Source organism: Kibdelosporangium banguiense, assembly GCF_017876405.1.
Lineage (GTDB): Bacteria > Actinomycetota > Actinomycetes > Mycobacteriales > Pseudonocardiaceae > Kibdelosporangium > Kibdelosporangium banguiense.
In genome coordinates this window covers 5,684,905-5,706,231 of sequence record NZ_JAGINW010000001.1, presented here as the reverse complement: position 1 = coordinate 5,706,231, position 21,327 = coordinate 5,684,905, and the positions used below count along the sequence as shown (strand labels likewise).

Sequence of the window (21,327 nt, the reverse complement as noted above, 5' to 3'; positions counted from 1 at the left end):
TCAGCGCAATTCCGTCAGCAGTTCGGTGAAATCGGCTGGGTAGTAGGTGACGGTGTCCTCGCCGATGACGTCGTTCTGGGGGCCTGCGTGGGCGATTGGCTCGAGGAATCCGGCACCGGGGCGCCACCAGTGCACGGCTGGGGTGAGCAGGGCGGGGCCGCCGGGGATCTCCTCGTAGTAGGCGTCGGCGAGCCGTGCGATCTCGCCCACCGCGAACTGGGCTCCGGGGGCGTCGCGGATGATGTGGAAGATCAGCGTGCCGTGGTTGGGCATTGCGACAAGCACGCCGTACGGGAAGTCGGGGGCACCGGTCGTGGCCTCGACCACCCAGGGCATGACCAGCACCAGCGAGGCTGTGTAGTCGTTGCCCCTGAGGACATACACGCCGTCGTCGCTGACGTTGTACGAGTCCGGCAGCTGTCCGCACAGGTTGTCCATGCCTGCGTCGTAGAGGGTGTCGATGCCGTGGCGCTGGACCTGGGCGTCGTTGAGGATGCTCATGAGGTCTGGATGGTCGAGCGCGAACACGACGAGCAGGCCGGGCGCGATCTCCCGTGCGTAGGTCCACCACTCCACCGGGCTGCCTTCGACTGGGCGCAGGCGTACGTAGATGCGGTCGAGTAACAACTCCGTCGGACCGTCGAGCTCCGGCGCGCCGCCGGTCAGGACGCTGACTATCCGCTCCAGGCGCTCGTCGATCAGGTCCGGCCACTGGTCGGGCGGGGCGTCGGTCACGGCGTCGAGCAGCGGGGCGAGCCCGATTTCGAGCTCGTCGGGCGCGAGGACCTGCACCCTGTCCTCATGGACCACGACTCTCCTGCCGATGAACGCCGGGCTGCGCCGGATCAGGTTGCGTACGCGTTCGTGCTGGCCGGCCGTCAGGTTGTCCACCGGCAGGAAGTTACAAGATCCCTACGAACTGATCAGGCGTTTGGTAAAAATCGGCCTACGCAGAGCACTGTTTGTGGCAGACCTTGCGCGATTCGCCTGCCGCACGGTGTGGCCTGGGTCGCCTTTTGTAGGGAACCTACAATGCAGTGGCTCCGGCACGCGCGGTTCGGCACATAGCTGTACCCACCGGTAATCCAGCAGGGTAGTCAGGTATGTGTCAGGCGGCGCTCCGAGATCCGGACGTCGCCTTCTGTGTTGTGGGTACTTGGAGGCTCAGCCGGTGTTCAGTCGTGTCGCCATCGTCAACCGGGGAGAGGCCGCGATGCGGCTCATCCACGCCGTGCGGGATCTGTCAGCGGAGACCGGGACGCGGATCGAGACGGTCGCGCTCTACACCGACGCGGACCGCACAGCGACGTTCGTCCGCGAGGCGGACATCGCGTACTCGCTGGGCCCCGCCTCGGCGCGTCCCTACCTCGACCACGCCGTGCTGGAGCGGGCACTGGTGGAAACCGGGGCCGACGCCGCGTGGGTCGGCTGGGGGTTCGTGGCCGAGGACCCGGCGTTCGCCGAGCTGTGCGACAAGATCGGCGTGACCTTCGTCGGCCCGAGCGCGGACGCAATGCGCAAGCTCGGCGACAAGATCGGCGCGAAGCTGATCGCCGAGGAAGTGGGCGTCCCGGTCGCGCCGTGGAGCCGTGGCGAGGTCGCCACCCTCGAAGACGCACTGCGAGCCGGCACCGAGATCGGCTACCCGTTGATGCTCAAGGCGACCGCGGGTGGTGGCGGGCGCGGCATCCGGATGGTCGCCTCAGCCGATGACCTGGCCGACGCCTACGAGCGCACGAGCCAGGAAGCGTTGCGTGCCTTCGGTTCCGGCGTGGTCTTCCTGGAGCGCCTGGTCACCGGCGCCCGGCACGTCGAGGTCCAGGTCATCGCCGACGGGCAGGGCACCGCGTGGGCGCTGGGCGTGCGGGACTGCTCCGTGCAGCGGCGTAACCAGAAGATCATCGAGGAGTCCGCCTCACCGGTGCTGTCCCTCGAGCAGACCGCTGAGCTGAAGGCGTCGGCCGAGCGGCTGGCGCTGGCCGTGGACTACCGCGGCGCGGGCACTGTCGAGTTCCTGTACCACCCGGGCGAGAAGCTGTTCGCGTTCCTCGAGGTCAACACCCGGCTGCAGGTCGAGCACCCGATCACCGAGATCACCACCGGCACCGACCTGGTCAAACTGCAGCTGCACGTGGCAGGCGGCGGCAAGCTCGAAGGCCCGCAGCCGGCCGAACTGGGCCACGCGGTGGAAGCACGGCTCAACGCCGAGGACCCGGACCGCGACTTCGCCCCGTCCCCCGGCCGTATCGCGCGGCTGGCGCTGCCCGCCGGCCCTGGCATCCGTGTCGACACCGGTGTCAGCGAAGGCGACAGCATCCCGGCCGACTTCGACTCGATGATCGCCAAGATCATCGCCTACGGCCGCAACCGGGACGAGGCGCTGGCCCGGCTGCGCCGCGCGATGGCCGAGACGATCGTGATCATCGAAGGCGGCGCGACCAACAAGAGCTTCGTGCTCGACCTGCTCGACCAGCCCGAGGTGATCGACGCGAGCGCCGACACCGGCTGGATCGACCGCGTACGCGCCGAAGGCCGCCTGGTCACCCACCGGCACTCCGCGATCGCCCTGGCCGCAGCCGCGATCGAGGCCTACCAGGACGAGGAGGAGGTCAGCTGTCAGCGGCTGCTGTCCACCGCGCACGGCGGGCGCCCGCAGGTGCAGCACGAGAGCGGCCGTCCGCTGGACCTCAAACTCCGCGGTGCCGGTTACCGCGTGAGCGTGGCCCGCGTCGGTCAGAAGCGGTTCCGCGTCGGCATCCTGTCCGGCGCCTCGGACGTGCACTCGGCCGACGTCGAGATCGACCGGTTCGACGAGCACACCGGCCAGATCGTGGTCAACGGCCGCCGGTTCCGGCTGGTCTCGGCCACACACGGGCCGACCCACCTGGTCGAGGTCGACGGCATCACCCACCGGATCAGCCGGGACGAGGGCGGTGTCGTCCGCTCCCCGGCGCCCGCGTTGGTGGTCGCGACGCCGTTGTCCGTCGGCGACGAGGTCGAGTCGGGCGCGCCGATCCTGGTGCTTGAAAGCATGAAGATGGAGACGGTGCTGCGTGCGCCGTTCCGTGCCCGGGTCCGTGAATGCCCTGTGTCAGTGGGAAGCCAGGTCGAGACCGGCGCCCCGCTGATGCGCTTGGAGCCCCTCGCGGACGAAGGTGCCGAAGAAGAAGCCGCTGGCGCGGACGAAACCGTCGAGATCGATCTGCCTGCCGAGCCGTTGGACGTGTCCGCGGCCGAGCGGGTCGAGCGCGGTCTGCAAGACCTGCGCAGCCTGCTGCTGGGCTTTGACGTCGACCCGCAGGACCGCAAGCGTGTGCTGACCGGGTATCTGGCCGCACGGGCCGAGGTCGGTGGCCGGCCGCTGCCGGGCGAGCTCGACCTGCTGACGGTGTTCGCCGACCTGTCGGAGCTCAGCCGCAACAAGCCGGGCGGCGAGCTTGAGGAACCAGGCAGCCCGGTACACAGCCCGCGCGAGTTCTTCCACAGCTACCTGCAGAGCCTGGATGTCGAGCGAGCCGGTGTCACCGAAGGCTTCCAGGCCAAGCTGAAGCGGGTGCTCGGCCACTACGGCATCGCCGAGCTGGACCGCACGCCGGAGCTGGAAGCCGCGGTCTTCCGGATCTTCCTTGCGCAGCAACGGATGTCGGCCGACGTCGCGGTCGTCTCGGAGCTGCTGAGGCATTGGCTGGCCGGGGCACCGCCGCTGGAGTCATTGAGCGAGCGTGCCGGGCTCACCTTGGAGCACTTGGTTGCGGCCACACAGGTGCGGTTCCCCGCGGTGTCGGACCTGGCCCGCGGTGTGGTGTTCCGTTGGTTCGCCCAGCCGCTGTTGCGCCGCAACCGTGCCAGGGTCTACGCGGCTGTCCGCAACGAGTTGCGTTACCTGGACCAGAATCCGGACGCGCCGGACCGTGCCGAGCGGATCCAGGCCATGGTGGCCACTGCTGAGCCGTTGGTACGGATGGTCGGCCAGCGGATCGGGCGCAGCGGCGACCACGCGCCGCTGTTGGAGGTGCTGACTCGCCGCTACTACGGCAATCGCGGGTTGTCCGAGGTCACTGCGCGCGACAGCGCGGGCTGCCGGTTCGTCACCGCTGAGCACACCGGTGCAGCTGGGGTGACGCGTGTGGTCACCACCGCCGTCGACATCGCCGCGCTGCCCGACGCGATCGGCGCGGTCGGTACGTTCGCCGCCGACGTCGCCGAACGCGGGCTCGTCGCTGATCTCTATGTCACGTGGGAAGACCAGCCGGACGCCGACACGATGGCGGTGCGGCTCGGGGAGCTCATGGCCGAGCGTTCCCTGCCCGCGGGCGTCCGCCGGATCACCACCACTGTCGCCGGCACCAGCGGCGCGGTGATGCACCACCACTTCACGTTCCGGCCCGATGGCACGGGTTTCGTGGAGGACCGGCTGATCCGTGGCCTGCACCCGCAGATCGCGCAACGCCTGCAACTGCAGCGGTTGCGCGAGTTCGAGCTGACCCGGCTGCCGTCCGCGGACGAGGAGATCTACCTCTTCAAGGCGGTCGCCAAGAGCAACCCGGCCGACGAGCGGCTCTTCGCCATGGCCCAGGTCCGCGACCTCACGCCGTTGCGTGAGACCGACGGGCGCCTGGTCGCCCTGCCCGCGGTGGAGGACGCGATCACCGCGTGTCTCGACTCGATCCGCAACATCCAGGCGCAACGCCCGCAGAACAAGCGGTTCGACACCAACCGGATCATGATGTACGTCTGGCCGGCGACCGAACTGACCGCGGACGAACTCAACACGCTCGTCCAGCGCATCCTGCCGACCACCGCGGGCGCCGGACTGGAGGAGGTCCAGTTCCTGGCCCGGCAGCGCGCCGACACCGGTGAGCTGATCGAGGTGGCCGCGCGGATCACCATCGACTCGGGCAACGGCAACGGCGCGCGTCTGGACGTCGGTGAGCCGTCGACGGAACTGGTGCAGCCGCTGGACGACTACCGCCAGAAGGTGCTGCGCGCGGCGCGACGCGGGAACGTCTACCCGTACGAGTTGACGGATCTGCTTGCCGGACCGAGCGGCAGCTTCGTCGAGCACGATCTCGTCGACGGCGCCCTTGTGCCAGTGGACCGGCCCAAGGGCAAGAACACTGCTGCGATCGTCGCGGGTGTTGTCACGACGCCGACTTCGCGGTGTCCTGAAGGCGTAACCCGCGTGGTGCTGCTCGGCGACCCGACGAAGGCGCTCGGCGCGTTGTCGGAGCCGGAGTGCTCACGGGTGATCGCCGCGCTCGACCTGGCCGAGCGGATGCGGGTTCCGCTGGAGTGGTTCGCGCTCTCGGCGGGTGCGCGGATCTCGATGTCCTCGGGCACCGAGAACATGGACTGGGTCGCCGCCGCGCTCAAGCGGATCGTCACGTTCACCCAGGACGGCGGCGAGATCAACATCGTGGTCGCCGGGATCAACGTCGGCGCCCAGCCGTACTGGAACGCCGAAGCGACAATGCTCATGCACACCAAGGGCATTCTCGTGATGACGCCCGACTCGGCGATGGTGCTGACCGGCAAGCAGTCGCTGGACTTCTCCGGTGGTGTGTCGGCCGAGGACAACTACGGCATCGGCGGTTACGACCGGGTGATGGGCCCGAACGGCCAGGCGCAGTACTGGGCGCCGAACCTGCCGGCCGCACGCGACGTGCTGATGGCGCACTACGACCACACCTACGTGGTGCCCGGCGAGACGACGCCGCGCAAGACCGAAACCACAGACCCGGTCGACCGTGACGTCTCCAGCTTCCCGCACACGATCGCGGGCAGCGACTTCAGCACTGTCGGGGAGATCTTCTCCGCACAGCACAACCCGGACCGCAAGAAGCCCTTCGACATCCGCACGGTGATGCGTGCGCTGTCCGACCAGGACCACCCGGTGCTGGAGCGCTGGGCGGGCATGGCCGACGCCGACACTTCGGCCGTGCAGGACGTGCACATCGGCGGCTGGCCGGTCTGCCTGGTCGGGATCGAGTCGCGCGCAGTGCCCCGCCGCGGCTTCCCTCCCACCGACGGCCCGGACACCTACACCGCGGGCACCCTGTTCCCACGGTCGTCGAAGAAGACCGCGCGGGCGATCAACTCGGCATCCGGTAACCGGCCGCTGGTCGTGCTGGCGAACCTGTCCGGGTTCGACGGCTCGCCGGAGTCGATGCGCAAGCTGCAACTGGAGTACGGCGCGGAGATCGGCCGGGCGATCGTCAACTTCGAGGGACCGATCGTCTTCTGCGTGATCTCCCGGTACCACGGCGGTGCGTTCGTGGTGTTCTCCAAGGCACTCAACCCGAACATGACCGTGCTGGCGCTGGAGGGCTCGTTCGCCTCCGTGCTCGGCGGTGCGCCCGCGGCGGCTGTGGTGTTCTCCGGCGACGTGAACAACCGGACCGCGACCGACCCACGCGTGACCGAACTCCAGGCGCAGGTCGCAGCGGTCAGCGGCGCCGAGCGTGCCGCGCTCAACGCGCAGCTCGCCGAGGTCCAGTCCTCCGTCCGTGCCGAGAAACTCGGTGAGGTCGCCGCCGAGTTCGACCGTGTGCACAGTATTCAGCGCGCGGTCGAGGTCGGCTCGGTGGACGCGATCATCAGCGCCGCCGAACTGCGGCCCAGGATCATCGAGTCCATCGAGCACGGCATGAAGATCTGACCACCGCTCCCACCGGAACCGGCCGTGGCCCTTGGGCGCGGCCGGTTTTCGTTTTATTTGTCACGCTCGCACGAAACGGCTTTGGCAATGCCTCACGGTTCTCACAGTCGCTTCCGATAGCCATTCGGCGTGGGTACGCTTTTGCTGTGTTGTCTGCATCGCCGCAGAGAATTCCGTTGCCTGGCAGGCAACGGGAATGCGAAAGGCTCACCGCGCTGCTGTCCGGTATTGCCCATGCAGCAGGCGGAGCGCTGGCATTCCACGGGGACATGGGTATCGGGAAGACCGCGCTCGTCCGGTTCGCCGTCACCGGGGCGACCGGCTTCACCGTTCTCTCCATCGCCGGGCACGAGGCAGCCGCAGGCGTCCGGTTCGCCGCACTGCATCACCTGCTCGATGCCATGCCAGAGCAGGTATCCGCTGAGGCTCTGCGGATCACGCAGGCCCTGGAAGGCGGGGCGGACGGTGGGCTCGCCCTGTCGGCCCAAGTGCTTCGGCTGTTTCGCCGAGCGGCGCGGGAACGCCCACTGCTGTGTGCCGTGGACGACGCGCACTGGCTGGACGAACCGTCGCTCGACGTATTGTCCTTTGTCGCCAGACGGATACAGGGCGAGCGTATCGGGATACTTCTTGCCTATTGCGACGAAACCGGCAGAACAATGCCCGGCATTCCCGCACATCGGCTCGCGGCACTCAGCCAGGAGGCGAGCCGTGAAATCATCCGGACCACCGTGCCCGATCCGGGTGTGCGCACGGTTGTGGCCGAATCGGCGAAAGGCAATCCGCGAGCACTGATGGAGCTGGCCGAATCGCTGACGCCCGGCCAGCTCCGGGGAGACCTGCCAGCGCCACAAGTGCTGGCCCCGCACAGCGGTTTACGCCGCGCGTACCGGGCCCGGCTGGACCGGCTGCCGGCCGACACCCGATGGCTGGTCCTGCTGGCAGCCATCGATGATCAGTCCGATGTGGACACCCTGCTTCGGGCGGCGGCCGTGAGCGGCGTGGACATCGCGGCTCTGGAGCCTGCGGAGTCCGCCGGGCTGGTTCGCGCCGAGGGCACGACCGTGGTGTTCCCGCAGCCGCTGCTCCGCGCAGTCGCGTACCACGAGGCACCGCTCGCCCAGCGCACAGCGGCTCACCAATGCCTCGCTCAGGCCGTGGACCCCAGAAGGCAACCGCTGCGGCATGTTCTGCACCGCGCCGCCGCGGCGAATGGTCCCGACGACCAGCTCGCCGCCGAACTGGAACGGGCCGCGGCCGAGCCTGCACCGGATCACGCCACCTGGTCACAGGCACTGGAACGGGCCGCGGATCTGACCAGCGACGCGGACACGGCCGCCACCAGACTGATCGCCGCGGCCCGGCACGCGTGGCGCGCGGGTGAACCGAACCGGGCACGGACATTGGTCCGCCGTGTCCCCACGATGGTGGTTTCCGTAGCTGTCCGGGCACAGTCCAAGGTTCTGGCCGGTGAGATCGAACTGCGGGCCGGCTTGCCCGACACGGCCCGTCGCACGCTCCTGGCGGCAGCCGACGATCTGGCGACTCGCGACCGGTACCTCGCCCTGGGCGCGTTCATGCGTGCAGGCGAGGCTTTGTGCCTGTCTGGCGGTTACTCCCGCTATCCCGAGATCGCACGGCAGGCGCTGGCACTGCGACGCCCGGACGAGCCTGCTGTCGTCCAGTCGATGTTCGACCACTTCGCCACGCTGTCAGCGACCTTCCGTGGCGACCACAGCCGGGCGGTTGGCCCGTCACGACGGCTGTTCGACCTTGTTCCCACCCTCGACGACACCGACACGCTGACCCGGACCAGCATGGTCGCGATCTTCCGGGGCTCCGAGGCGCAGGCACTCCGGCTGGCCACTCGTGCGATCCGGACCGCGAAGGCGGACGGCGACGTGTCGGCGCTCCCCCAGGCGATGGAGGCCGCCACGCTGGCAGAGTTCGCGCTCGGCCGCTACGACAACGCGACAGCCGGGCTGGAAGGGCTCCGGCTGGCCCGCGAGAGCGGGCAGGACAACCTGGCCGGCAACTACCTGGCCCTGCTCGCGGTACTCGCCGCGATGACCGGCGACCGGGAGAGCTGCCTCCTACGCCTGCAGGAGACCGCGGCCCATCTGACCGGCGACGGCATCGGCCGCGCGAAAGCATTCGGCAACTGGGCACTGGCCGCGCTCGACCTGGCCGACGGGCGATACCCGGACGTGGTCACGCGCCTGCAGGCAATGATCACCGATCGCAGCGGCAGCGGACATCTCACCGTGCAGGTCGCGGCCACACCACACCTCGTCGAAGCCGCCGTCCGGTGCGGGCGGCGGACGCTCGCCGTCGAGGCGTTCAAGGTTTACGACTCCTGGGCCGGCAGTACCGGCAGCCCGCACTGGCTGGCGCTCTCGGCCCGGTGCCACGCGTTGCTCACCGACAACACCGACGAAGCCGAAGCGCACTTCCGTGCCGCAGTGGAGCACCACGTACTGGGTACCGGCGAATTCGACCTGGCCCGTACCCGGCTGCTCTTCGGCCAGTACCTGCGCCGCAGGCGAAAACCCAAGGCAGCCAGAGAAGTCCTGCACGACGCACTGTCCACATTCGAGCGATTCGACGCCCGGCCATGGGCCGAGCAGGCCGCCGCCGAACTACGCGCCGCCGGGCACCAGGTCCTGCCCCGCGATGCCCAGACCGTCGGGACGCTGACGCCGCACCAGATCCGTATCGCCCAACTGGTGGCCGAAGGCGCGACGAACCGGGAAGTGGCCGTCCGGATGCTGATCAGCACCCGGACGGTGGACCACCACATGCGCAACATCTTCGCCAAACTGGGCGTTCGATCCCGCGTGGAGCTGACAAGACTGATGGCCTAGCCGGGCCATGGTGGGCAGACCTCGGCCCGGCCAGGCCTTCCTCAGCAGCTGTTGCTGCGGAAGTTCGAGACGTCGAGCCCGGAGAACCCGCAGAGGAACGGGGTGAACCGGGTGTCGGCGCTGACGTGGCGCTTGAAGAAGGACACGACTGCCCGGGAGACCGTGCCGTTCGACTTGGTCGGGAAGAAGTGATCGGCGCCGGCGCGCTCGAGGTAGGACTTCGGGCCGCCCAGCGAGTTGTAGAACGGGATGGCGTGTGAGGCGGGTGCCGCGACGCTGTCGTTCTGGCCGCCGATGATGAACACCGGCTCGGTCACCTTGCTCCAGGTCTTGTTGGTGTGCCATGGGGCGAGCGGGACACCGGCCTTGACGGTGCCGGTGGTGTCCTTGGCGAGTGCCTCGAGTGTGCCGCCGCCGCCCATGGACCAGCCGGACACGCCGCGCCTGCTGCCGTCGGCCTTGTCGCGCACCGCGGCCGGGGCCGAGTTGACCGCCCAGTTCAGCGCCGCGAGCAGTTGGTCGCCGCGGGCGTCAGGGAAGTCGAACGGGGTGTTGGTGTTGACGCCCACGACGACGAAGCCCCAGGACGCCACCCGCGGGCCGAGCCAGTTGAGGGCGTTCCAGTCGGAAAGGAAGCCTGGAGCGAAGGCCACGACCGGGTACTTCCCGGCGGTGTTCGGGTAGTACGCGGTCCCGCCGCCGAAGCCCGACTGGCCGAAGATGGCGCTGGAGCTCGTGCTGAAGCTGCCGTCGCCGGTGATGTTGGCCGCCGTGGGAGCCTGACCGATCTCATCGGCGAAGGCCGGCGCGGTACCGACGCCGGTGACCAGTGCCAACGCGGTCACCAGTGCCATGGCCGCTCTTGTCAGCCGTGTCGCCCAGGTACCTCGTTGTGGTGTGGGGCTGGAAATCTGTGGCTTCACTCCGAGTTCCTTCCGCACAGGGAGAGAACCGCGTGTGCGGCTCCCGTGAACCGTCGTCCGGAATGGTGGACGCCGAGCCGGGCCACGGCATCGGCAAAATCACCGGCCTTCGCCGGCCGGCCGGCCGACTTCGTTCAGCTGCCGAACGAAATCCCCAGGTCAGGCAATCCCCGCCGGGCCTCTTGACGTGGTCAGCGCCGTGCCGTTAATTGGTTCAGGCACTGGACAAATTAGAGCCGCGACCGAGCACTACGGGGCACGGAAGGAGGCATTGCGGACAAATCCGCAGCTTCGGGGAAACAACGTAGTTGGCCCGGATTCCTGTTGGGAGAGTAGATGATCCGCAGAAAAATGGCGGCTGCGGGCAGACGCGTGGTGTCTGCTGTGGCCGCCGTGCTGGCAGGTTTATCGGTGGTGCCGGCCATCGCCACCGCCGCGCCCGTGGACGATCCTTCGTTCCGGGCGCTCGTGTTCTCCAAGACCGCCGGGTTCCGGCACGACGCCATCCCGGACGGCATCGCTGCCATCCAGAAACTCGGCCAGGAGCACAACTTCACGGTCGATTCGACAGAAGACGCGACAGCCTTCACCGACGCGAACCTGGCCCGCTACCAAGTAGTGATCTTCCTGTCCACCACGGGCGACGTTCTCGACGACACCCAGCAGGCCTCCTTCGAGCGCTATGTCCGCGCCGGCGGCGGCTACGCGGGCGTGCACGCCGCGTCCGACACGGAATACGGCTGGGCCTGGTACGGCTCGCTGGTCGGCGCGTACTTCAAGCAGCATCCGGCGCCACAGCAGGCGACCGTCAAGGTCGAGGACCCCGCGCACCCGTCCACCCAGGGCCTGCCGACCCTGTGGTCACGGACCGACGAGTGGTACGACTACCAGACCAACCCCCGTTCCAAGGTGCACGTGCTGGCCGAGCTGGACGAGAAGTCCTACACCGGCGGGACGATGGGCAGCGACCACCCGATCACCTGGTGCCAGGACTACGACGGCGGCCGCTCCTGGTACACCGGCCTGGGGCACACCAAGGAGAGCTACACCGAGCCGAACTTCCTGCACCAGCTGCTCGGCGGTATCCAGACCGCCGCGGGCGTGATCCCGGCGGACTGCTCCGCCTCGCAGGACAAGAGCTTCGAGAAGGTCACGCTCGACGACAACACCTCCAACCCGATGATGCTGGACATCGCCCCCGACGGGCGCGTGTTCTACATCGACCGGCTCGGTGACGTGAAGGCGATCCGCCCGACCGGTGGCGTGACCACCGCGGCGCACCTGAACGTGTTCACCTCCAACGAAAGTGGCCTGCTCGGCATCGCGCTGGATCCGGCCTTCGCCACGAACAGCCAGGTCTACCTGTATTTCTCCCCCACCGGCAAGGACGTCGACCGGCTCTCCCGGTTCACGGTCAAACCGGACAGCACGCTCGACCTGGCCAGTGAGAAGGTCGTGCTGGAGGTCCCGGTGCAGCGGGCCGAGTGCTGCCATCACGGCGGCGGCATGGTGTTCGACAAGCAGACCGGTGACCTGTGGCTGGCCAACGGCGACAACACCAACCCGTTCGCCTCCGACGGCTACACCCCGATCGACGAACGCCCAGGCCGGTCGGCCTGGGACGCCCAGGGCACGTCGGCCAACACCAACGACCTGCGCGGCAAGGTGTTGCGTATCCGCCCGCAGCCGGACGGCACGTACACGATCCCCGCGGGCAACCTGTTCCCGCAGGGCACGGCCAACACACGGCCCGAGATCTACGCCATGGGCATGCGTAACCCGTTCCGGATCGGCATCGACCCCAAGACGCACAAGCTCATGGTGGCCAACTACGGCCCGGACGCCGGCACCGCGAGCGCGACGCGCGGTCCAGAGAACACCGTCGAGTGGGACGTGCTCAACCAGCCTGGCAACTACGGCTGGCCGTACTGCGTCGGCAACAACCGCGCGTACAACGACTACAACTTCGCCACCAATACCTCAGGTGCACTGTTCAACTGTGCCAACCCTGTGAACAACTCCCCCAACAACACCGGTCTGACGAACCTGCCACTGGCCCTTCCGGCGATGGTCTACTACCACGCCGCGACCGAGCCCGCGTTCCCCGAACTCGGCGGTGGCGGCGCGCCCATGGCCGGCCCGGTCTACCGGTACGACCCCACTCTGGCGTCCGGCCGGAAGTGGCCGGCGTACTGGGACGGCAAGGCCATCTTCGGCGAGTGGAACCAGAACAAGCTGTACTCGTTCCAGCTGGGCGAAGACGGCAGCAGGCTGACCGACATCAACCAGATCCTCTCGTCGTTCGGCTTCAAGAAGCCGATGGACATGAAGTTCGGCCAGGACGGCGCGCTGTACCTGATCGAGTGGGGCTCGGGTTTCGGCGGTGACAACACCGACTCGGGCATCTACCGGATCGACTACGTCCAGGGCAACCGGGCACCGATCGCCCGCGCGACGGCCGACCGCACGTCCGGCCCGGCGCCGCTGACCGTGCGTTTCTCCAGTGAGGGGTCACGCGATCCGGACGGCACGCCGGTCACGTTCGCGTGGGACTTCCAGGGCGACGGCGCTACCGACTCCACTGCGGCCAACCCGACGTTCACGTACCAGTCGAACGGCAACTTCAGCGCCACGCTGACGGTTTCCGACGCGGGCGGCCGGACCTCCACCGCCAACGTGCCCATCGTGGTGGGCAACAGCGCGCCGACGGTGACGCTGAACGTGCCACCGAACGGTGGCTTCTTCGACTGGGGTGACCAGGTCCGCTTCGGCATCACGGTCAGTGATCCGGAGGACGGCACGATCACCTGCACCGACGTGAAGCTGCAGTCGATCCTCGGCCACGACTCGCATGGCCACCCGTTGGAGCAGTACACCGGGTGTTCCGGTGCAGTGCAGACCACGTTGTCGTCCGGCCACAGCGACAGCGACAACGTGTTCGCTGTGCTGGAAGCCAGTTACACCGACAAGGGCGGTGCGGGTGGCGCGGCCCCCCTTACCGGCCGTGCCGAGGCGTTGTTGCAGCCCAAGCACAAGCAGGCCGAGTTCTTCACCGCGACCGGCCGGACAGCGGGCACCGGGACCGGTGATCCCGGCGTGCAGGTGGAGACCACCAGCGACACGGCGGGCGGTTTCCGCAACATCGGGTCCATCGAGGACGGCGACTGGTGGTCGTTCAACCCCACCAACCTGTCCAATGTGGATTCGATCCGGTTCCGGGTGGCGTCCGGCTCCAGCGGTGGCGTCATCGAGGTGCACGCCGGCGCCGCGGACGGGCCCCTGGTCGGTTCCGTGCCCGCACCGGTCACCGCGGGGTGGCAGGTCTTCACGGATGTGACGCTGCAGTTGAGCAATCCGCCGGCCACGACCGGGCCGTTGTACTTCGTGGCCCGCAAACCGGCCGGAAGCACCAACAACGGCGGGCTGTTCAACGTCAACTGGGTCGACTTCATCGGCAAGGGCGTGACCGACAACCAGCGGCCCAGCGTGACCGCCACGGGCAGCCCGACCCGGGGAACGGCGCCACTGACGGTGAACTTCCAGGCCGCCGCGACCGACCCCGAAGGCGACCTCCCGCTGACCTACCAGTGGGACTTCGGCGTGGCCGGGGCACCGAAACCGGCCACACCCGACGCCACCTACATCTACACGGCACCAGGCACGTACCAAGCGTCGGTCACGGTGACCGACTCGCGGGGTGCGGCCAAGACCGAACGCGTGCCGGTCATCGTCGACAGCCCGCCGGTGACCTGCCTGTCGGGCCGGTCCGACAGCTTCGACGGGCAGCTTGACCGTGCCAAGTGGACGGTCATCAGGGAGAACCAGGACCTCGCCGTGTCCGGCGGAAGCCTGCGTATCCCGACTGCCAACGCCGACATCTACGGCTCTGGCAACACCACGCCGGTGCCCAACATCGTCGTGCAGCCCGCACCGGCCGGCGCGTGGCAGGCCACGACCAAGGTCAGCCTGGCCGCACGGGACGCCTACCAGCAAGCCGGTCTCGTGCTCTACGGCGACGACGACAACTACGCCAAGATGGTGCTCGAAGGCCGTGGCACCGCGGACGCGAACGCCCGGATCTTCCAGTACATCCGGGAGGAGAACGGCGCTCCGAACGAGGTGACCGCGTCCAACACCCCGAACCTCGGGGCGGCCTATCCGGACACGGTGTACGTCCGGCTGGCCAGTGACGGCACCCGCCTGACCGCGTCCTACTCGGCGGACGGGCTGTCGTGGACGCAGATGCCGGAGACCGGCAAGCTCATCGCCGGCATCAACAACCCACGCATCGGCCTGATGTCCTTGTCCAGCACCGGAAACCGTCCGGTGGTCGAGGCGGCGTTCGACTGGTTCCAGATGGTGCCGGACGACACCGCCACCGCGCCCACGCCGAACGACGAGTTCGCCGGAACCTCGCTGGACGCCTGCCGGTGGGGCACGATCGTGCGGCATGACCCGACAGCCATGCGGGTCGCGGGTGGCAACCTGGAGTTGGACACCACGACCGGTGACATCTACGGCACGAGCAACACCGGGCCGAAGAACTTCATCCTGCAGACACCGCCGAGCGGTGACTGGACGGTGGAGACGAAGGTCGATGCCAGTGCGCTCAACGAGCAGTACCAGCAGGCGGGCCTGATCGCCTACCTGGATGACGCGAACTACGTCAAGTTCGACTTCGTGGCCGACAACACGGCCGGTTCGGCGGTCTCCCGCCGGATCGAGCTGCGTAGCGAGGTCGGCGACGTCATCCAGGACCCGCAGCCCCAGGTGGGAAGCCTCACCCAGGGCGTCTGGTGGCTCCGGTTGGTCAAGCAGGGCAACACGTATCGCGGATTGTATTCCGCGGACGGGACAGCATGGACAGACCTGGGTCAGGCGGTGACCAACGCCGCCGTGGCCTCGGGCAAGGTCGGGCTGTTCACCCTCAGCGGCAACCAGACGGCATCGAAGACGGCCAAGTTCGACTACTTCCACGCGTCTTGGGCACAGCCGTCCGACAAGGACGCTCCAGTCACCACCGCGGTCACCGACCCCGCTGGTGAGTGGGCCGCTGCGCCGGTGAAGGTCACGTTGTCCGCGACCGACTCCGGCAGCGGTGTGGACCGTACTGAGTACACAGTGGATGGTGGCGCGTGGACGCCGTACACCGTGCCGTTCACGGTCAGCGGCGACGGCACACACCAGGTGGGCTACCGCTCAGCGGACAAGGCAGGCAATGTCGAGACCACCAAGTCCTTGACGGTCAAGGTGGACACGACAGCGCCGACCGCAACGGCGGCGACCACCCCGGCAGCGCCGGACGGCCAGAACGGCTGGTTCACTTCCAGCGTCTCGGTCGCGGTAACCGCGGCCGACGCGACCTCGGGGCTCGCCAAGACCGAGGTCAGTGTCGACAATGGACCGTGGGCGGCGTACACCGAACCGGTCAGCGTCGCCGCCGACGGCAGTCACACCGTGGCCTACCGTGTCACGGATGTCGCCGGCAACACGTTCTCCGGTTCCCTGCCGGTGAACAAGGACGCGACCGCACCGCTGACGTCGGCACAGTTCGCTGCGCCGAACGACGACGGCTGGCACAACGGCGCCATCCCGGTCGCATTGTCCTCAGTGGACCCGGCGTCCGGAGTGGCTTCGACGCAGTACTCCCTGGACGGCGGGCCGTGGAAGCCGTACACCGAACCGGTCAACGTGACCGGCGACGGAACCCACACCGTGGCCTACCGGTCCACCGACCGGGCAGGCAACGTCGAACAGCAGAAGGCCGCCACGGTGAAGATCGACGGCACCAAGCCGACGGTCCTCATCTCGGGGATAGCCGACGGGCAGATCTACGGCGACAGCCAGGATCTGCGGATCAGCTGGCAGGCCGTGGATCCCACCTCCGGGATCAAGACCGTCAGCGGCGCACTGGACAGCAGGCCGTACACGTCCGGATCGCTGCAGGCACTGTACGAACTGGGACTCGGCATCCATTCGCTGTCGGTGACGGCAGTCGACAAGGCCGGCAACCAGACCGTGCAGACGGTCACGTTCGGGGTCACCACATCGACCCGGGACGTCGGCAACCTGGTCGACCGGTTCCGTGCGGTGGGCTGGTTGTCGCAGGCCAGTGCCAACAAGTTGCAGACGCAGCTGACCAAGGTCCGTAAGGCCGAGGCTGCCGGCAACGACGCGAAGACCGTGAAGGAACTGCAGGCGTTCCGCAAGCTGACCACCAGCCAGCAAACGGTGCCCAACGCCGAGGTCCGCCAGATCCTCACCAGGGACACCGACGCGCTGATCGCGCGGCTGTCCGTCCGGATCAAGTAACCAGCCGGGGCGGGGCGCCTGCCAGGGCGTCCCGCCCCCTTCACGGTAGGGAGCAACACATGATCCGCAGAATCGCGGTGCTCGTGATCATGGCGACCGTGCTGATGGCAGGCCCCGCCTTCGCCCACGGCGGCCCGATCAAGCTGGAAGTGCAAGGCGACGGCGGCCAGGGCGTCAACGCCACGGTGATCTACCAGAACGACGGCCACATGGTCACCGACGAGGTCGTTCTCAGCTACACCGCGATCAGCGCGGACGGCCGCACAGCCGGACCAGTCCGCATGATCGCCTCATCCGAAGGGCAGGCGTTCTACACCAGCCAGCAACCACTTCCCACCGGAAACTGGACGGTGACAGTCACCGCCACCCGCCCGTCGGCCGCTCAGAAGACCGTCGCCATCACATCAACCGTCCTGCCCGCGAAACCCGCGGCTGCCATGGCAACCGAAACCCCGACCAGCACCATCATCATCCTGGTCATCGCGCTGGTATCCGTCGTCGGCGCTTGTGCGGCCCTGCTTTTGCGACGCCGGACAGCACGAACGTGACTATCTCGGGAACTCGCCGCTCGATGGACATGGCAAGGGTGGCACCGTGATCCCTGCGACGGGCTCGTCGCGCACGATCGGCTCCACCCTCGATGCCTCAGTGACCTGGGTGCGCAACCGATCGGCCAGCTCACGCGTGCGGGTCCCGGACGACGGCACCACATGGATGACGGCGCCCAGTCGGCCGGGTTTGAGCAGGTCCCGAAGTTCGGGCTGGTTGGCGAAGACGCGCCGGTACCGATCGTCGACTTCCTGCGAGGTCTCGGTGACGACCTTCGCGATCTGTGTGTCGCCTGCCAGTGCACCGGCGACCCGCGTCATGTCCTCGTCCTTCTGGACATAGACCATGATGGTGTCGCTGCACACCTGATGGTTGCCGAGTGGCATCGGGCCGCGCGGTTCTGCCGACTCAGAGCCTGATCGCCACAGCAGTACTGTGGCAACAACCCCCGCCACGATGACTACCAGAGCCCCCATCCGCAGCAACCGTTTTGTTCTCGGTGCTGTCACGCCGGCCATCATCGCATTTCACTTGGTCTCCCGCACCGAGAATCGGGCGATCGTGTCGCCGGCGACGGTGTAGACGCCGCGGAACTTCCGGGTGGTCCCGTCGGTCTGGAAGGCGGTGAGTTCGGCGGTGACGACGTTGCCCTGGACGGACAGGACGACCAGGTCGTCACGGTCGGTCGTGGCGAAACCGGCGGCGAACGCCTCGAAGGGCTGGCCGACGTTCTTCCCGCCGAGGGACCATGCGAGCTGGTAGTCCTTGGCGTTGATCGCCTCGAAGTAGGCCCGCACGACACTGTCGGGGGTCGATGGGACCGATGTCGTCGTCGCGGTGGTGGCCGATGCTGTGGTCTGTGGTGGTGAGGACGGCCTGGGCGTCGTGGTCTTCGGCTTCGCGGTGTCCTTGGCCGTGTCCAGCGGCGGCGCCACCGGCCGGCCCTCCACCACTAGCCCCAGGCCGCACGCGCTGATCAGGGCGAACATCATGGCGGCCGCCAAAGCCTGTCCCAAGCGCTTCACCGGACAAACGTAGCCTAGAGAAACCTCAGAACGGCCGAAGAGAACTCGTCAGGTGCTTCCAGCCATGGCACATGACCCGCGTTGCGCAACACCACTCGTGTCACCGACGGCAGGGCCCGATGCAACGAATCCACGGCCCAACGAGGCCGGATGTCCTGTGCGCCGTCCACGATCAGCGTCGGAACCGCCAGCACGCGACATGCCTCGGCGTCCAGCCGTGGCTCCGCGCTCATCGCCGCGTTGCACTCGTAATTGACCTCGAACCACGGATCGGCCATCCGCTCCGCGTAACCGACCGCTTTCCCAGAGTCGGCGAAGTCCGCGGACCATTGCAGTATCGCGAGTTCCCGGTCCTCGGCCTCGGTACGGGCGCTTTCCTTCAGCTCGGTCAGCCGCGCCTGGCCAGACCCCAGACGTGCGGCGAAGTTCCGTTCGTAGTGCTCATGCCAGTCCCAGCCGAGGCCGGTGCCGGACACGTAGACAAGCTTGCTGACCTGATCCGGATGATCCAGGGCATAACGCAACGCCACCGTCGCGCCCCATGAGTGCCCAAGCACGGCCACGCGATCCCACCCGAAATGCCTGCGGACAGTGTCCAGATCCTGAACCGTGCGCGCCAGCGTGTACGGACCGCGTCGTTCCGATCGTCCGCATCCACGCTGATCCCAGCGAATCACCCGCATTCTCGTGGCCAGGACCGCCGCGAGATCACCGAACATGTCCCACAAGCCGGGACCGCCGTGACACATGATCAGCGGCTCGCCCTGACCGGTGCCGGCCGTCCAGAGCCGGCATCCGTCCTGCGTGACGACCACGTTCTCAACCGAAGTTCTCAACCGAAGACGGGACAGGAAACCAGGGCCACGCCCACCAGGATCCAGACTCCCACCCAGATCGGCAACGCCACAGCCGCAGCTGCCGTCAGACCGCACGACAGGGTCTGCCGTACCCGGCCAGCGGGCCGCGTACCGGAGCGCAGGCGAGCAAGCCGGACGTCCACCGCGTCCCTTGCCATCGCCAGCGCGCCCGAAGGTGCTCCATCAGCGGAAACGCCGACCAGCGCGGCATGCACATCGGCATGGCCGCAGGCCCGGATGGCCGCCACGTCCGCGGCCATCTCGACCAGGACCCGGACTGCCGCCGGAGCCTGCCGGAAGAGCGGGACGACAGGCAGCGCGGCCGCCAACGCGTCAACGCATGTGATCAAAAGATGGTGGCGTCCGCGCAGGTGAGCGTGCTCGTGCGCAAGGACCGCCCGTACCTCGCCTGGTGACAGGTGACGTGTCAGGCCTTCGGTCGCGACCACCACCCCAGGACGCCCGGCGAGGCTGAAGGCCAGCGGCCGGTCGTGCTCAAGCCACAACATGCCGTCGTCCCGACGCGCGGCGAGGCTCAGCACGGCGAGGTGATCCTGCGCGATCCGCTTGCGGCGACGGGCAGTACGAATCGCGATCACCGGAAACCTGCTGACCACGGCGAGGAAGACCACGGCGGCGAGCAACCCGATGATCTCCTCGATGCGTGGCGTCGCGCCATGGGCTACCGACATCCAGCACTTGTGCAGCAACGCAAGCATGTTGGTCGCCGGACTGTGGTTCGGGATCAGGAACAGGGCAACGCCTGCCGCTGCCGCCGCCAGCACACCGACAATGGACAGAAGCCACCCGACAAGCAGGACAACAGGGTCAAGACGGGCCGTATCGGCACGCCGCAGCACAGCGGGAACGACCACACCGGCCGCGAAGGCACCGACAAGCAGCGCGAGCGCCGCGATCACCGACTACCGCCCTTCCTCCGGAGAGCCTTGCGAAGCAGGACCGACTCCTCCTCGGATGCCGATTGAACGAAGTGCAACAACGCCGCCTCGGGATCACCTGACGATGCGAGCACGTCCCGCAGCGTCCGCGCGGCGACCTCGGCCCGGGTGCGAGTGGCGTGGTACAGGTACGCCTTGCCTTCCAGTTCCCGCCCCACCCAGCCCTTCCTGTGCAGGTTGTCCAGCACGGTCATCACCGTGGTGTAGGCGAGTTTCCGGCCGGTGTCCAACTGGTCCAGCACGTCCCGGACCCTGATCGGCCGCGCGGCCGACCACACCACGTCCATGACCGCCGACTCAAGCTCACCGAGACCGTGCATACAACCTCCACGACCACACTAGCCAGCCGTCCCGCTCCCGACCGGCCGAGATGCGCTGCCCGAATCCATGCCGTCGCTCACATCTGCCTGCGCCGGGTCATGATCATCCCGGCCAGGCCCCACACCCAGGCCGCCAGAACCGGGAGCAACAACCACAAATTGGTCGTCGCCACCGCGAGAACGCCGACCAGCGCGCCGAGCACGAGCGGCGCGACGATGACCGCGCGATCACGGTTGACCACAGCCCCGATCAGCACCAGCCACACGGCGAACACCGGAAAGTACAGAACGACCTTCCCGCCGATCGCCACCAACGTGCCGTCCATCACAACCACCGAACCTTCTTGGCACCCGACCACCTGGCATTCCACTCTCCACTCCGGACACTGCCAGAGCACGCGGGCGACCAGCTCGGGCCGAGCCTACTACTGCATCTAGTACGCGGACGCGCAAGGCGCGGGTTTGACAACGAAACGATAACGACACCCGCACGGTTGAGCCTATCTACTATCGAGCTTCGTATTCACCGGCGAGAGCCCCCAGTCCCGGAAGTCTCTTCCCGCAGCTGGCGGCCGCGGGCAAGGCCGAGGGCGTCCTGAAGTCCTTGAAGGACAAACGTGCGGCATTGCTGGAGAAGATGTCAGCGGCGATCGCCCGCGGCGCACAACGTCCGCAGGGCTGACTGTACTCAGTGGACTCGTTCCCCGAGGAGGACCACAACCCGCTGTCCGACCACGACGACTTCGCCAACGTGATGAACCAGTCGATCATGAAGCGGCTGGTGGACTGCGTCGACAAGAACAAGACCTGCCAGGAGTGAGCAGCCGGATCAGCGCTGGGCATCGTGACGATGCCCAGCG

Annotated in this window: 12 protein-coding genes and 1 pseudogene; 5 read left to right on the top strand and 8 right to left on the bottom strand. The window is 67.8% G+C overall.

Features of this window, described 5'->3' with window-relative positions; all coding sequences use genetic code 11:
• Positions 1-891, bottom strand: coding sequence for a DUF1444 domain-containing protein (locus JOF56_RS26850; protein WP_209642276.1), 891 nt, complete (start codon positions 889-891; stop codon positions 1-3).
• 280 nt (positions 892-1,171) lie between these two features.
• Here JOF56_RS26850 and JOF56_RS26845 point away from each other — a divergent pair, with 280 nt between their 5' ends.
• Together JOF56_RS26845 and JOF56_RS26840 are read left to right on the top strand one after the other, a co-directional pair.
• On the top strand, positions 1,172-6,658 hold the full coding sequence (locus JOF56_RS26845; RefSeq protein WP_209642275.1) for an ATP-binding protein: 5,487 nt from the start codon (positions 1,172-1,174) through the stop codon (positions 6,656-6,658).
• A gap of 146 nt (positions 6,659-6,804) precedes the next feature.
• Positions 6,805-9,522 (top strand): AAA family ATPase, encoded by a 2,718-nt coding sequence (locus tag JOF56_RS26840; RefSeq protein WP_209642274.1) that lies wholly within the window; start codon positions 6,805-6,807, stop codon positions 9,520-9,522.
• Positions 9,523-9,563: 41 nt separating this feature from the next.
• Here the strand turns inward: JOF56_RS26840 and JOF56_RS26835 are convergent, their stop codons facing one another.
• Positions 9,564-10,376, bottom strand: a complete 813-nt coding sequence (locus JOF56_RS26835; protein ID WP_209642273.1) for an alpha/beta hydrolase family protein — start codon at positions 10,374-10,376, stop codon at positions 9,564-9,566.
• Positions 10,377-10,781: 405 nt separating this feature from the next.
• Between JOF56_RS26835 and JOF56_RS26830 the strand changes: the two genes are divergently transcribed.
• The gene (locus JOF56_RS26830) at positions 10,782-16,757 is read left to right on the top strand and encodes a ThuA domain-containing protein (protein WP_209642272.1); all 5,976 of its coding nucleotides are present in this window, start codon (positions 10,782-10,784) and stop codon (positions 16,755-16,757) included.
• 59 nt (positions 16,758-16,816) lie between these two features.
• Complete coding sequence (locus JOF56_RS26825; RefSeq protein ID WP_209642271.1) at positions 16,817-17,305, top strand: hypothetical protein; 489 nt, start codon at positions 16,817-16,819, stop codon at positions 17,303-17,305.
• Here JOF56_RS26825 and JOF56_RS26820 read toward each other — a convergent pair whose 3' ends face one another.
• The 6 genes from JOF56_RS26820 to JOF56_RS26795 all read right to left on the bottom strand — a co-directional run bounded on the left by JOF56_RS26820 (position 17,306) and on the right by JOF56_RS26795 (position 20,802).
• On the bottom strand, positions 17,306-17,815 hold the full coding sequence (locus tag JOF56_RS26820; protein ID WP_209642270.1) for a hypothetical protein: 510 nt from the start codon (positions 17,813-17,815) through the stop codon (positions 17,306-17,308).
• Between the two features lie 18 nt (positions 17,816-17,833).
• Positions 17,834-18,331: a nuclear transport factor 2-like protein gene (locus tag JOF56_RS26815; RefSeq protein WP_209642269.1), complete on the bottom strand. Its 498-nt coding sequence runs from the start codon at positions 18,329-18,331 to the stop codon at positions 17,834-17,836.
• 14 nt (positions 18,332-18,345) lie between these two features.
• Positions 18,346-19,167, bottom strand: a complete 822-nt coding sequence (locus tag JOF56_RS26810; RefSeq protein WP_245378413.1) for an alpha/beta fold hydrolase — start codon at positions 19,165-19,167, stop codon at positions 18,346-18,348.
• Complete coding sequence (locus JOF56_RS26805; protein WP_209642268.1) at positions 19,164-20,108, bottom strand: M56 family metallopeptidase; 945 nt, start codon at positions 20,106-20,108, stop codon at positions 19,164-19,166. The genes JOF56_RS26810 and JOF56_RS26805 overlap by 4 nt, the downstream gene beginning before the upstream one ends.
• Positions 20,105-20,467, bottom strand: a complete 363-nt coding sequence (locus tag JOF56_RS26800) for a BlaI/MecI/CopY family transcriptional regulator (RefSeq protein WP_209642267.1) — start codon at positions 20,465-20,467, stop codon at positions 20,105-20,107. Before JOF56_RS26800 ends, JOF56_RS26805 begins: the two co-directional genes overlap by 4 nt.
• Positions 20,468-20,544: 77 nt before the next feature.
• Positions 20,545-20,802, bottom strand: a complete 258-nt coding sequence (locus JOF56_RS26795; RefSeq protein ID WP_209642266.1) for a hypothetical protein — start codon at positions 20,800-20,802, stop codon at positions 20,545-20,547.
• A gap of 350 nt (positions 20,803-21,152) precedes the next feature.
• Between JOF56_RS26795 and JOF56_RS59595 the strand changes: the two are divergent.
• Positions 21,153-21,287 (top strand): annotated as a pseudogene (locus JOF56_RS59595) (DUF1996 domain-containing protein); the annotation flags it as partial.
• Positions 21,288-21,327: the final 40 nt, after the last annotated feature.

Excerpts from the sequence above, each read along its gene's own strand:
- JOF56_RS26835 (WP_209642273.1), bottom strand. The coding sequence starts at position 10,376 with ATGGCACTGGTGACCGCGTTGGCACTGGTCACCGGCGTCGGTACCGCG.
- JOF56_RS26830 (WP_209642272.1), top strand. The coding sequence starts at position 10,782 with ATGATCCGCAGAAAAATGGCGGCTGCGGGCAGACGCGTGGTGTCTGCT.
- JOF56_RS26825 (WP_209642271.1), top strand. The coding sequence starts at position 16,817 with ATGATCCGCAGAATCGCGGTGCTCGTGATCATGGCGACCGTGCTGATG.
- JOF56_RS26800 (WP_209642267.1), bottom strand. The coding sequence starts at position 20,467 with ATGCACGGTCTCGGTGAGCTTGAGTCGGCGGTCATGGACGTGGTGTGG.